This is a genomic window from Bacillota bacterium, assembly GCA_012727955.1.
Lineage (GTDB): Bacteria > Bacillota > Limnochordia > DTU087 > JAAYGB01 > JAAYGB01.
In genome coordinates this window covers 92,992-106,531 of record JAAYGB010000008.1, presented here as the reverse complement: position 1 = coordinate 106,531, position 13,540 = coordinate 92,992, and the positions used below count along the sequence as shown (strand labels likewise).

The 13,540-nt window shown below is 53.1% G+C and carries 13 protein-coding genes and 1 riboswitch; of the genes, 11 read left to right on the top strand and 2 right to left on the bottom strand.

The window, feature by feature from the left end; translation table 11 throughout:
• Positions 1-31 precede the first annotated feature (31 nt).
• The 5 genes from tadA (at position 32) to GX030_02530 (ending at position 4,921) form a co-directional block, all read left to right on the top strand.
• On the top strand, positions 32-1,762 hold the full coding sequence (gene tadA / locus GX030_02550; GenBank protein ID NLV91261.1) for a Flp pilus assembly complex ATPase component TadA: 1,731 nt from the start codon (positions 32-34) through the stop codon (positions 1,760-1,762).
• Positions 1,759-2,586, top strand: coding sequence for a hypothetical protein (locus GX030_02545; protein ID NLV91260.1), 828 nt, complete (start codon positions 1,759-1,761; stop codon positions 2,584-2,586). Before tadA ends, GX030_02545 begins: the two co-directional genes overlap by 4 nt.
• A 22-nt stretch (positions 2,587-2,608) precedes the next feature.
• A complete protein-coding gene (locus tag GX030_02540) occupies positions 2,609-3,451 on the top strand; it encodes a type II secretion system F family protein (protein ID NLV91259.1) in 843 nt (280 codons plus the stop codon).
• 103 nt (positions 3,452-3,554) lie between these two features.
• Positions 3,555-3,657, top strand: a riboswitch (TPP riboswitch).
• A gap of 113 nt (positions 3,658-3,770) precedes the next feature.
• A complete protein-coding gene (thiT, locus tag GX030_02535) occupies positions 3,771-4,277 on the top strand; it encodes an energy-coupled thiamine transporter ThiT (GenBank protein NLV91258.1) in 507 nt (168 codons plus the stop codon).
• Positions 4,274-4,921 carry a thiamine diphosphokinase gene (locus tag GX030_02530; protein NLV91257.1) on the top strand — a complete coding sequence of 216 codons (648 nt, stop codon included), beginning with the start codon at positions 4,274-4,276 and terminating at the stop codon, positions 4,919-4,921. The genes thiT and GX030_02530 overlap by 4 nt, the downstream gene beginning before the upstream one ends.
• Before the next feature lie 118 nt (positions 4,922-5,039).
• On the opposite strand, the gene GX030_02525 is transcribed toward GX030_02530, so the two are convergent.
• Positions 5,040-5,234 (bottom strand): 50S ribosomal protein L28, encoded by a 195-nt coding sequence (locus GX030_02525; protein ID NLV91256.1) that lies wholly within the window; start codon positions 5,232-5,234, stop codon positions 5,040-5,042.
• Positions 5,235-5,880: 646 nt separating this feature from the next.
• Here GX030_02525 and GX030_02520 point away from each other — a divergent pair.
• The 6 genes from GX030_02520 to coaD all read left to right on the top strand — a co-directional run bounded on the left by GX030_02520 (position 5,881) and on the right by coaD (position 12,219).
• Positions 5,881-6,255 (top strand): Asp23/Gls24 family envelope stress response protein, encoded by a 375-nt coding sequence (locus GX030_02520; GenBank protein ID NLV91255.1) that lies wholly within the window; start codon positions 5,881-5,883, stop codon positions 6,253-6,255.
• A 34-nt stretch (positions 6,256-6,289) separates the two neighbouring features.
• The gene (locus GX030_02515; protein ID NLV91254.1) at positions 6,290-7,978 is read left to right on the top strand and encodes a DAK2 domain-containing protein; all 1,689 of its coding nucleotides are present in this window, start codon (positions 6,290-6,292) and stop codon (positions 7,976-7,978) included.
• 33 nt (positions 7,979-8,011) lie between these two features.
• Entirely contained in the window at positions 8,012-8,854 is an 843-nt protein-coding gene (locus GX030_02510; GenBank protein ID NLV91253.1) for a DegV family protein, read from the top strand.
• Positions 8,855-8,862: 8 nt separating this feature from the next.
• Positions 8,863-10,911 carry an ATP-dependent DNA helicase RecG gene (gene recG / locus GX030_02505; GenBank protein ID NLV91252.1) on the top strand — a complete coding sequence of 683 codons (2,049 nt, stop codon included), beginning with the start codon at positions 8,863-8,865 and terminating at the stop codon, positions 10,909-10,911.
• Positions 10,912-11,133: 222 nt separating this feature from the next.
• Entirely contained in the window at positions 11,134-11,685 is a 552-nt protein-coding gene (gene rsmD, locus GX030_02500; GenBank protein NLV91251.1) for a 16S rRNA (guanine(966)-N(2))-methyltransferase RsmD, read from the top strand.
• Positions 11,686-11,712: 27 nt separating this feature from the next.
• Positions 11,713-12,219, top strand: coding sequence for a pantetheine-phosphate adenylyltransferase (gene coaD, locus GX030_02495; protein NLV91250.1), 507 nt, complete (start codon positions 11,713-11,715; stop codon positions 12,217-12,219).
• A gap of 41 nt (positions 12,220-12,260) precedes the next feature.
• Here the strand turns inward: coaD and ylbJ are convergent, their stop codons facing one another.
• Complete coding sequence (gene ylbJ, locus GX030_02490; GenBank protein NLV91249.1) at positions 12,261-13,511, bottom strand: sporulation integral membrane protein YlbJ; 1,251 nt, start codon at positions 13,509-13,511, stop codon at positions 12,261-12,263.
• Positions 13,512-13,540: the final 29 nt, after the last annotated feature.

Sequence of the window (13,540 nt, the reverse complement as noted above, 5' to 3'; positions counted from 1 at the left end):
AGATCTCGGCCACGAGTTGAGTTTGCCGATCATGTCTGCCCTAAGTTTGACCGATCGATTGGCCCTGGTTACGACCCCGAGCCCCCTGTCACTGCGGGCAGCAGCTCTACAGCTGCAGGAATTGACGGCCGGAGGTGTGGGTCCCATCACTTGCGTGGTCAATCGAGTTCCCGAGTCCACCGCGTCGGAGGTGGCGGCTCAGGTGAAAAGGGTGTTGGAGGTGGAATCCCTTGAGGTTGCCAATGAAGATGAAGACCTGCTGGCCACTGCTTTGGAGAAGCGATGCCTTTTCTCTCGAACCTATGGAAAATCGGCCATTGTGCGCAGTCTTGACTATCTAACTCAAGAACTTGCGGTCTCGCCTCGACCGGCAAAATCCGTCTCCCTCCTGGAAAAATACCGGAGACGCAAACGACGACGAAGAAACTTGAGAAGGCGTGGTGACGAGGAAGGAACCCCGCTGTCGTCGGCTGCCGGGGTTCCGGCACTAAAGTCTCAGTTGCACCAGAGGATAGTCCAGGAGTTGTTAGCCTCTCAGTGGGATCTGTCTGTGCCATGGGAGGAGTTGTCGGCCAGCCAGGAGCTGCGAGATGAGATTCGCCGTCTTTGCCTGAGGGAATTACAAGGGCAGGAGGGGGCGCTATCTGAAAAGGCAAGGAACAACCTAATCGCTGAGTTGACCGATGAGATACTGGGGTTGGGACCCCTAGAGGCCTTGCTAGCCGATGACTCTGTGACCGAGATTATGGTCAATGGAAGTCAACAGATCTATATCGAGACTAAGGGGAAATTGCAGAAGACGCCGTTGACCTTTGCCAGCGATATGGCAGTGTCGCAAGTAATTGAAAGAATTGTCGGGCCCCTGGGCCGAAGAATCGATGAAAGTAGTCCCATGGTTGACGCAAGGCTTCCCGATGGTTCCAGGGTCAATGCCATTATTCCGCCACTGGCTCTCAATGGCCCCATATTGACCATTCGCAAGTTTGCCCGTCAGGCCTTTACCGTCGACGATCTGATCGCGATGGGCTCTCTCAACGACGCCATGGCCCAGTTTATTCAGTGTTGTGTGTTGGCTCGGAAAAACATCATTATTGCCGGAGGTACCGGCTCGGGAAAGACAACTCTGCTCAATGTTTTGTCGGGGTTTATTCCCGCCGATGAGAGGATTGTGACCATCGAAGACGCGGCAGAGTTGAGGCTGATGCAGGAGCATGTGTGTCGGCTTGAGGCCAAGCCTGCCAATGTCGAGGGCAAGGGTGAAGTAACTATCAGGGAACTGGTGAAGAACGCCCTCAGAATGAGACCGGATCGGATTATAGTCGGCGAGTGCCGTTCCGATGAAGTAATCGACATGCTGCAAGCGATGAATACCGGCCACAATGGAAGTTTGACCACGATCCATGCCAACAGTGCCCAGGACTGTGTCAGTCGCTTGGAGACGATGATTTTGTTAGCAGGGGTGGACCTTCCCCTGCGGGCAATTCGCGAACAGATTGCCTCTGCCATCGATGTGATAATCTTCCAAAGCCGACTCAAAGATGGTTCACGGAAGGTCTTGACCATTGCTGAAGTAACGGGCATTGAGGAGGGGCACGTGATGCTCCGGGAGCTGTTTAGGTTCCAGCAGACCGGCTATGATGAGGAGTTAGGTGTACAAGGAGACTTTGTTCAAACCAGTTCCCGCAGCCAAACGGCGGCTGACTTTCTTGCCATGGGATTGCCTTGGCCTGCCGAGACACGGGATTCGGTGTCTGCCCGATGATGCGGTTGTTGCTTTGTAGTCTCGGTGGATTGGCGCTTTGGAGCCTATTGCTAATGGAAGCCAGAACTAGGAAGGGGCATCGGCAAGGGAGCGGGACTAGGCATGATCGCAGGGGCCTATCCCTGGCAGCTAAACTAAGTCGAGACCGGGTTTTGGCTGTGACCCTTGGGCTGGTGGGGGCTGTCATGGGGATGGTCATGGCCAGCCCCTTCCTGTCTTTGCTTTTGGGAGCTGGGGGCTTCGTTGGTCAGAGGTTTCTGAAAGCCTGGATGGCAGCCCGACGGAAAAAGCGTATGGAGCAGCAGCTTCCCGACGCATTAGGTCTGGTGGGCAATGCGATGACCGCCGGATTTAGCCTGGTGCAAGCCTTGGCGATGGTGGCTAGAGAAGTGCCCCAACCCTTGGGCACGGCCTTCGAGACCATGGTGAGCAGGGTGAATCTTGGAGTGGACGTGACTGAGGCAATGGAGCAGTTAGCTGTGGAGATGGAGTCTGAGGACTTTGAAACCGTGGTGATGGCCGTAGCTATTCAGCGCAGGACCGGTGGTAATCTGCCGGCAATCTTGGAAACCGTTGCTGCCACCATCCGTGAGCGCCATCGCCTGGCAGACAAGTTACACAGCTTGACGGCCCAAGGTCGGCTAACCGCGGTAGTAGTGGCTTTGCTTCCAGTGATTTTGCTAATGGTGATGTCTAAAATGATGCCGGAATATGTAGCTCCCTTGTTTCACCGGCCCCTGGGAAGAGTGCTCCTTGGGCTGGCGGCAGTCCTGGAGGTGGTGGGATTGGTGATGGTTCATCGAATTTCGCAGTTGAGCTACTAGTCGGGAAGGCTGTGGAATAGGTATGAAATATCTGATTGCCTGCACTGGAGCTCTAGTTGTCGTCGCTGTGGTGCAATCCCTGGCCTGGACCTTGAGTCTCAAGTGGTGGAGGAGGTTTGTCCAGGGTAACAGGGAACAGAGGCCCAATTTAGGAGCCTACTTGCTGGCCTGGGCCAGTTCGGTAGGGCGGCACTATACTCGGTGGTTCTCGTGGCCCCGAAAATCCGATGTGGAACAGCAAATCCTCAAGGCTGGGTTAAGCAATTTGTCCTATTCAACGGTGGTGGGTGCAAAGGTATCCTTTGCTCTTCTGGGTATCATTCTAGGAGTGATAGCCGGTGACTTCATCCTGGCCGCGGTGTTCGGCTGTATCTGGTTCTTTGTCCCGGATCTGTATTTGTCTAGCCTGTACAGAAAACGGCAAGGACAGGTGCAGCAATCCTTGCCCCGGGTAATTGATCTGATGCTGGTTGCTACCGAGGCGGGGTTATCCTTTGAGGGTGCCCTCGGTGTTGTTGCTGGCTTTGCCGATCGGGGACCATTGTATCGGGAGATGGGTCGAGTGCTGCAGGAAATCCGCTTGGGTACATCCCAGGAACAGGCACTAAGGTCCCTGGCCGACAGACTTGATCATCCCGATGTGACTTCCTTTGTGCTTACTCTAATTCAGGGACAGAAGCTGGGCACCTCCATAGGCAGTATTTTGGGGGTTGTGGCCCACCAAAGCCGAATGAAGCAGTCAGCTACTGCCGAAGGGGAGGCTGGCAAGGCACCTATCAAAATCATGTTTCCTTTACTTCTGTTTGTCTTTCCCTCCTTGCTCTTGGTTCTCTTAGGACCGGTTTTCCTGGGCGATGGCATATAATCTAAGAAGAGGGTCCCGATCTAGCAGGATATTCTCTGCCATCAGCGAAGTAGTCTGTGGATGTGATTGCCGTCGTGATGACGCTAATCACCGAAAAATAAATATTGGCCGCTAGGGGAGCTTATTGGCTGAGAGTGGGATTTTCATCCCTGACCCTTAGAACCTGTTAGGACAATGCCTGCGAAGGGAAGCGGTGGACAGTTGACTATCGATGCCATCCTTTCACTATCACGGGATGGCATTTGTGTTGTTAGCAACCGATGGGATGGGAGCCTGTCCGGCGGCCGACACAGGGGGTATTATTTTAGTGAAGAGAAAAATGGAGACGAAGATGTTGACGGAGATTGGGGTAACGGCAGCTCTTGCCTTTGTCCTCAGTCTGATTCGCTTGTATCGGAGGCCCAACGGGGGCTCCATTACCTTGGAGATGGTTCCCCTTTTCTATTTGGCCTTTCGGTCGGGGTGGAAACCTGCTGCTTGGGCCGGAGCTGTTCTGGGGCTTCTCAACCTGTTGGGCGATGCCTATGTAATTCATCCCCTTCAGTTATTGTTGGATTATCCCTTGCCCTTTGCGGTATTGGGAATAGCCGGGGTTTTTTCAGCTCGACCTATCCTTGGCATAGTCGTAGCTAGTGTCGGTCGGTTAGTGATTCATACCTTGGCGGGAGTAATCTTTTGGGCTTCCTATGCTCCTGAGGGCCAAAACGTCTGGGCCTACTCCATTGGCTACAATGCAACCTTTCTGGTTCCGCAGCTGGTTCTGACCATCATCATTATGCTGGTGATCATGCGCACAGGTTTGTGGTCAAAGGAGCGAAGTGAGTGAAGAAGGTAAAGGCGGGGATCAAACGGGCAGTCATCCTGCTCCACGGTGAGCTGGATATCGGTGATTTTCAGCTTCAAGGTGACGACTTTCTCATCTGTGCCGATGGAGGCACCGAACACGCCGGTGAGTTAGGATGGGTACCGGATTTAGTGATCGGGGATATGGATTCCATATCCCCGATCCTCCAGCAACAGATCCAGAACAGGGGCGTTGAGCTATCCATCTTTCCCGTGGAAAAGGACCAGACCGATGGGGAGCTGGCCCTAGACTACGCCCTGGGACTTGAGGTCGAGGAAATTGTCATCTTGGGCGCGCTGGGCGGAAGAGTGGATCACATGCTCAGTAATATCTTCATGTTAAGCCAAGGAGCCCATCGCAAGGTGCAGATTATTTCCGGCAGACAGCGCCTGCAGGTGATTGATTCACAGATAGAGATTCAGGGTCAAGTTGGGGACTGGGTGTCGCTGATTCCTCTGACCCCAGAGGTTTCCGGCATATTCACTACCGGTTTGTACTATGAATTACGGGACGGAACCCTAGCCTTTGGATCCTCCTTGGGAAACAGTAACCGGATGATCGAAAGTGTAGCCACGGTGAAAATCCATGCAGGCAAGCTCTTGGTGGTTCATCTTCAGGACAAATAGCAAAAAGGACAATCCCAGAGGAATTTCGGGACTGTCCTTTTATTGATCTTTCAGTATTCTATCGGATGCAGAGCTCTTGGCTGCTAAGCTCCTATCGCTCTGACCAAAACCCCAGCCTTTATAGAGCTCTGGTAACCTTACCGGACTTGAGGCAGCGGGTGCAAACATAAGCCCGACGAGTGGCTCCATTGTTATCTGTAACACGGATTTTCTGTAAGTTGGGACGCCAAGTCCGCTTAGTGGCTCTCATCGAGTGGGACACAGCGTTTCCGGTCCTAGTACCTTTATTACACACAACGCAAACTCTTGCCACGGTTCCACCTCCTCACCGGCAACCAATCTCTCAAAGTGAAAATGATTACCAGCTGTTGGCAATCATCTCCCATTCCGTCAAACACAGGTTAAATTTTAACACAGGCTCGCAGGTTTGGCAAGCAACTCCAACGGGAAACGAAGGAATCGCGCGGCAAAACCCAGTGGACCCAGCAACAGCACCGGTGTTGGGGATAAGGGCGTCGGGATCCGCCCTTTGATCCTTGTGTTTAGTCTTGGCGTCATGTGTGAAAATAAACGACAGCAAGAACCCTCACCACTTTTTGCTGTGGTAGGGCATACTAATAATAGACTTTGGTGGTCTGGGCAGCTGCCTTCTATCCTGCTTTTGTTGATGACTAGAACTGAAAATAGTGGTAAAGTTAGTTAGCCGGGGAAATTCAGCGATGATACTTAGTACCAGCTGGGAAAAGCGATCCTATGACAAAGCGATGAAACAGGCGCTAAATCGATGTTTTCGGGCCCTTTAGCCAGAGGATTTTGTCATCGCTACACAGAATATCCGTATTTGATAACTGGAATGATCTAGGATATCAGTCATTGCGTTCGCTACCCCAAATTGCGGCGATTGCTTGAGGAGCAGGTAGGAGGGCCAAGACGAAAAACACACTGGGGAGGGAAAGTCTGTGGCCAGCACTAGGGAAAATGGATTAGGTAGAATAGAGATCTCTGAGTCGGTGATTGCGATTATCGCTGGGACAGCCGCATCTGAGTGCTATGGATTGGTTGGTATGGCGTCTCGCAATGTGCAGGATGGAATTTCCGAGTTCTTGGGCTGGGAAAACCTCGAGCGTGGAGTTCAGGTTTACCTACACGAAGGGGCCGTAGAAATCGAACTGCACATCGTGGTAGAGTATGGCGTTAAGATTTCTGAGGTAGCTCACAACGTCATGGAACAAGTCAAATACGCCGTAGAGAACAGTTGCGGATTAGAGGTTCTGAAGGTTAATGTTCATGTCGAAGGAGTAAGGGTCAGAAGGGAAAACAAGCGAAAGAGGTAAGGCTTCCTTCAGGCCGGTGTTAGGAGGAGCGTTGTTGGATACGGAACGAATTACTGGTAGCGACTTTCGGTCAATGTTGTATGCTGCTGCAAATAGATTGAGTGAGCAGAAAGAGTATGTTGACTCCCTCAATGTGTTCCCGGTACCCGACGGAGATACCGGAACGAATATGGCTTCGACTATCATGGCTGCAGCCAAGGAGGTAGAGCTATCGAAGTCGGATTCAGTGGGAGAGCTAGCTGCCGCGGCTGCCAAGGGCTCGTTAATGGGAGCCAGAGGTAACTCCGGAGTGATTCTTAGCCAGTTTTTCCGTGGCTTTGCCGATGGTTGTCAAGGCCATGACACCTTAGGTCCAAAGGAGCTGGCTCAGGCTGTTCAGGCTGCTCGGGATACAACCTACAAAGCTGTGATGAAGCCCGTTGAGGGTACCATGCTCACCGTCGGGCGATACGCCGCCGATGCGGCTAACAAGGCCGCAGAGTCTGGGGCAGACGTTTGGGAGGTTGTCGAGGCGGTGTTTCAGGGGGCTCAGCGGGGCCTGGAGAAAACTCCTGAACTACTTCCTGTTCTCAAGGAAGCCGGTGTAGTAGACGCCGGGGGCCAGGGCATTGTCACTATCCTGGAGGGAGTTATCGGGTTCCTTCGAGGAGAAGACGTTCCCAGCGCTCCCCTTTCCGAAGGTGCCCCTGAATCTGCGGCCCCTGGCGGCATTTCCCTGGCAGAAGAGCTAACCTTCAAGTATTGTACAGAGTTCATCATTAAGGGTACTGGACTCTTGACCGACACCATTCGTCGAGAGATTAGTGATTGGGGAGACTCGATGCTAGTCGTTGGCGATGAGCAGGTGGTCAAGGTTCATATCCATACCGATGATCCTGGCAGAGTCCTTTCCTATGCCGCTAAGCTTGGTGATTTAGTTGAGATCGGAATTCACAATATGGCAGAGCAGAACCGTCAGGCAGTGGAAGAGAGAGAGGCCAGACAGCGGAAAGAGATGAGTCAGTTCAACGGTGCCGTGCAGGATTCCGCCGGAGTGTCGACCGAAAGCTTGCCGGCTGAACCTGAGAAGGCAGTGGGCATGGTTGCCGTTTGTGTAGGGCAGGGGATGGCGGAGATTTTCACTAGTCTTGGAGTCGATCAGGTAGTGGTCGGGGGTCAAACGATGAATCCCAGCACCGAGGATCTAGTCGCGGCCATCGATGCGGTACCCGCGGAATCAGTAATTCTGTTGCCCAACAATAAGAATGTGTTGTTTGCCTCAAGTCAGGCGGCGGAAATGTCCACGAAACCGGTACTAGTAGTGCCAACTCGGACAATTCCCCAGGGAATCAGTGCAGCCATGGCCTTTGATTCCGAGGCTGATGCCGACACCAACTACGAGAACATGAATGAGATGGTCTACCTGGTGTCCACCGGTGAGGTTACCTATGCCGTTCGCAGTACAAAGGCCGGGGACTTGGACATCAACGAACAAGACATCATTGGGTTGGTTGAGGGAGAAATTGTTGTCGCCGGTGAGGATATCGACGAAGTGGGATTGCAGGTGGTTGAGCGACTCAGGTCCGATGACGCAGAGATTATCGCCGTGTACTACGGACAAGAAATGAGTCGTGAACAGGGCGAGGCCTTTGGAAAGCGATTGGAAGAGTTGTTCCCTGACATGGAGGTAGAAGTTCACTACGGCGGGCAGCCACTTTATTACTACATCATTGGTGTCGAATAGGTAAGTGGCAGTGGAGCAAGTAGGAGTGATCTAGTGGGTAAAGTGGCGATCGTTACCGATAGTGGTGCTGACCTGCCGGAATCCTTTCAGCCAAAGCAGGGGTTGCATATCGTGCCCCTATCGGTTCACATAGATAACGTAGACTACAAAGATGGTATCGATCTGACCCGTGAGGAGTTCCGTCGGCGATTACCAACGGCACAAAAAATCCATACGGCTCAACCATCGCCCGGTGACTTTGTCAAGGCGTATCAAGAGACTGACTACGCCGATAAGGTGCTGTGTTTGACCCTATCTAGCAGGTTAAGCGGAACCTACCAAAGTGCTGTCATGGCATCAGACATGGTGGATAACGATGTAGTCGTTTTTGACACTTTGTCGGCATCGGTGGGAATGGGGCTGATGGTGATGCGAGCGGTAGAAATGGCCAACGCCGGTGCTACTCGTCACGAGATTCTTCGACAGTTGCAGCAAATACGGGACACGATGCGTATTGCTTTGCTGGTAGACACCCTGGAATATCTTGAGCGTAATGGACGGATCGGAAAAGCGGCGTCGATGTTGGGAACCGTCCTCAAGATCAAACCCGTGTTGCAGATTGTCGATGGTACTGTGGCTCCCTTGGATCGGACTAGAGGTAAGACCAAGGCTTTACAAAGGATAGTGCGGTATTTTGGTGAAGAGGCTAACAATAATGCCGTAACGGCATCTATCGCTCATTTGGAGGGGCTTGATGTCGCGGCGGAACTAAAGGCCGGATTGGCCGAGACCGGGGTGCCGATTTCTCAATTAACTATTAGTGAAATCGGACCAACTATCGGGGTACATACCGGTCCAGGAGTAGCTGGAGTAGCCTTCTATCCTACCATTGATTGAGGCGTGGATTGACAGTGTTACACAGGGTACCAGTCAGTGAGTTAAAAGGCGTCGGCCCGGCTCGAACCCAGCGACTAGCGAAGCTCGGTGTTGAGACTGTGGCCGACTTATTTTTGTTACCACCCCGCAGATATGAAGATTGGAGCAATCTAACACCCATCGCCCAGTTAAGGGATGGGCAAAGTGCCTGTGTCCGCGGCCAAGTTGTCGGAGTGCGCCACCGGCGGACGAAAAGGCGGAATTTGTCCATCATCACTGGCCAGGTCCAAGATGAAACCGGTGAGGTGGGAGTGCTGTGGTTTGTCACTGCCTATAAAGGCAAAGTGCCACTTCTCAAGAAGCTGGCCACCGCTTCCGAGGTTACTTTGCTGGGCACTCCGGTGTCGGAAGGTGGGCGGCTCATCTTCAGAACCCCACAGGTGCGCTTTCCATCGGACCCTGGGGAAAATGTCGTGCCAGTTTATCCCCTCACCGACGGGCTCACCCAGGGCTTGATTCGGGATTTGCTCTTCCAGGCTTGGACGAAGTACGCAGGAAACATAGTGGAGTTCATCCCAGAGTCGGATCTTCACCAGTTGGGCCTTGTGTCTCGTCCCGAAGCTCTACGGAGAATGCATTGGCCCCGGAACTTGGAGGAGGTCAACCAAGCCTGGCGGCGACTGGCCTTTGATGAGCTCCTGTGCCTGCAGTTGATTCTGATGCGGAAAAACCTCCAGGCAAGGCAGCACCACCGGGGTATCGAGCACGGTGTTGACAACGAACTGGTGCAGGGTTATTTTGCCCAATTGCCCTTTCAGTTAACGGCGGCTCAAAGGCAGGCGATCAATGACATCCGCCTTGATATGGAGTCGCCTCACCCGATGCGTCGCCTGCTGCAGGGGGACGTGGGTTCAGGCAAGACCATAGTCGCGTTATACGCGATGGTCAAGGCCGTAGCTGGGGGGTATCAGGCGGCCTTCATGGCGCCAACGGAGGTCCTAGCGGAACAGCACTTTGCCTCCCTGACAAAAACCATCGCAGAATTGGGGATCACCTTTCGGCTCTTGACGGGGCGAACGCCACCGGGGGAACGAAGGGAAATCCTTACGGGTTTACGGTCCGGCCAGGTGCAGGTCGTCGTCGGCACCCACGCATTGATCCAAGAGGGTGTGGAATTTCGCAACTTGGGCCTGGCAGTGATCGACGAGCAGCATCGCTTTGGGGTGGAGCAGCGTGAAATGCTGATCAAACCGGAGACGGATCTTTTGGTGATGACGGCCACTCCGATTCCTCGGACCTTGGCCCTAACCCTGTACGGGGATTTGGATGTTTCCATTATGGACCAGTTGCCGATGGGACGGAAACCGATTGATACCCGGTGGATCGCCGAGAGGGATCGGCCCCAGGTCTATGAGTTTTTGCGGAGGCAGGTGGCCAAGGGTCGGCAGGTTTATGTGGTTTGTCCCTTTGTTGAGCCCAGCGAAGAGGTTGACGGAAAGGCAGCGACAACCCATTACCAAGATCTGGTGCTCGTCTTTCCCGATCTAAAGGTTGGGCTGGTTCATGGACAGATGCCCTACAAGGACCGAGCAGCAGTGATGGAGAATTTTTACAACGGAACCATCGATATTCTCGTTACTACTACTGTTATTGAGGTCGGTGTCGATGTTCCCAATGCCACTGTGATGGTTATTGAAAATGCGGAGCGTTTCGGGTTGTCTCAGCTGCATCAGCTGCGAGGTCGAGTCGGGCGGGGGGTGCATCAATCCTATTGCCTGCTCTTTGCCAATCCCAGTACAGAGCAAGGGAGGGAGCGAATCGCGGTAATGCGGCGAGTGTTCGATGGCTTCCTCATCGCTGAGGCAGACCTGAAGATCCGAGGGCCCGGGGAATTGCTGGGACTGAAGCAGTCGGGATTTCCTGAAATGAAGTTTGCGGATCTTACTGACATCAAGGAGTTGGAAAAGGCGAGGGCCCTAGCGCTGGAGATCATCGGCCAGGCACAGCCTCCCGATTATTTACTTTCGACTGCCATCGAGGAGGAACTGGCTGCTCGAATCCAGCAGAGACTTAGCTGAAAAGAAAGCAGCGGAGTTGGACCGCTGCTTTCAGGGAGAGGAGAAACCGGAGGAAGAGCGTATCACCCGCGGAACGGTTGACGGCACTTCCTGTGCCTTTGGGGAGGGTTGCGACTTACTACGTTCATAATATGGTGCACTCCGGCTAACATTATGCGCGGTTTGTCGCAATTTTGTCTGCGCGGGGTCAAGGACGTTAGTTGAGAACTGGGAGTGACAGCTATGCGGGTGATCACAGGTACAGCTCGGGGAACACGACTTAGGACTGTCAAAGGTGGCGGTACCAGACCGACTTCCGACAGGGTGAAGGAGGCCCTCTTTTCTATCTTGGCTTCAAGGGTTGTCGGAGCCAGGTTTTTGGATTTGTTTTCCGGAACAGGGGCTATTGCCATCGAGGCTTTAAGTCGGGGGGCGCAGACTGCGGTATTGGTGGAAAAAAATCGCAGGGCTTTAGCAACTATTCGAGAAAACCTAAGACTAACGAAGGTAGAGGACAAGGCTACGGTGATGGGGATTGATGTCGACAAGGCTTTGAGAATTCTGGGCAAAGAGGCGGCTGTGTTTGACATTATTTTCATGGATCCACCGTACCAGCTCGATTGCGTGCCGGACTTGGTGGGCCTGATTCACAGCGAAGGACTCTTGTGTCCCGATGGCCTGGTGGTCTGTGAGCAAGAATCTGGGACAGGCCTACCTCAGGCAATTGGGGATCTAACTCTTACCCGCACTCAGACCTACGGAGACACAGAACTATATTTCTATCAGTATCAATAAGAGTGGAACGTTGCAGAGGTGTATGGAATGAGAATCGCAGTTTATCCGGGAAGTTTTGATCCCGTTACTTACGGTCATTTGGACATTATCCGCCGGGCAGCCAACCTTTTTGACAAGCTGTACATTGCAATTTTGGTCAACCCCAGCAAGACAGCGAGTTTTACCGTCGATGAACGATTAGCCATGCTCAACGAAACGGTGAAGGACATTCCCAATGTTTCCTGTGACTTCTTCTCCGGGTTGGCTGTTAATTATGCCCGAAGGAAAAACGCGGTGGCCTTGGTGCGGGGCTTACGAGCGGTGACGGACTTTGAGATGGAGTTTAAGATGGCGGCAATGAACGCCCAGCTTGACGAGGATATTGAAACCATCTTTATGATGACCAATACGGAATACTCCTTTGTCAGCTCCAGTGCTATCAAAGAGGTAGCCAGTATGGGGGGCGATGTCTCTCGCTGGGTACCGCCCCACGTTGAGCAGAATCTGTACCGGTTGTACGGAAAGAACAGCGATAGGATAAAGGTGCAGGAGTAAAGAGCCCCGGTGCCTGGACCGGGGCCCTTGGACAGTCATACTTAGTCCTTAACGATGAAGGAGACGATTTTGATTTTGCTCAGAATCCAGGCCAGGAAAACTAGCCCTGCAATAACCAAGGCGATTTTTCCCGCTAGCGCTGAGGCCGATGAGATCACGGTGAGAAAAGTCATTCCCTCAGCTGGGATGAAAGAGTAGCCGATAGTTGGGGCAGCTTGGGAACTCAAGACGCTGGGATTGAGGATAGCTATTATGTACGTAACGATAGCAGCCAGTACTCCATGCATGGCGCGAGCGATTATATAGGGCATCAGGCGGATTCCGGTGCCCTGTACCATCGCTGCCACTTGACTATGGACGGAAAAACCGCTCCAGCCGATGACGGCGCTGGCAATCACTGCGCGGTGCAGGAGTGAGGCGCTGGCCTCACTGGCAGCCTGACACCCGATGGTGATTTCAAAGATCCCCTTGAGGACCGCCGGAGCCAAGGATTCATTCAGACCAAATAGAGTCAGGGACTTCTGGAGTAGGGTGGACAGCCAGTCAATGGTTCCCGATGCCGTCAGCACGGCAGTGAAGACAGAAAACATCATAATACAGCCACCGACGAATAGCAGGGCGTTAAAGGTGTCCTTAACGGCATCTCCAAAAACTTGACCCAAGGAGCGATTATCGTTGGCTCTGGCTTGGTGCATGGCCGACAGAGCCCGGGAGAACATATTGCCACCCCTTGTTTTTCGACGAGAAGGGGGAGTCGATGCTGCGGCAGGTCTATGCCATCGCATCAAGAATCCTACGAGGACCACACTGATATAGTGAGCGATGGTTATGGTTGAGCCAATGCTCCTGAGTCCAAACATGCCCACTGCCACCGCGCCAATCATGAACAACGGGTCGGCGGTATTGGCGAAACTGACGAGACGCTCTCCCTCAACGGAATTACACATTCCCTCCTGATACAGGCGGGCTGTAATTCTGGCACCGACGGGATACCCCGAAGCCAGACCCATAACCACCGCAAAGGCTCCTTCTCCCGGAATGCGAAAGACCGGGCGCATGATGGGTTCCACCAAGACTCCCATGAAGTGAACAACTCCGAGGCCAATCATAATCTCTGACATTGCAAAAAAGGGGAGAAGGGCAGGAAGCACCACGTCAAACCAGATGCGAAGCCCATTCAATGAGGCGTCGAAGGCTACGTCAGGGTAAGCAATGACAGAGATAGTTAAGATGAGGGCAGCGGCGCCCAAAATAATGGTCCCGGCCTTGCTGGGACGCGACGTAGTGGGCATTTCATCTATCACCTTTCCCTTAAGAGATA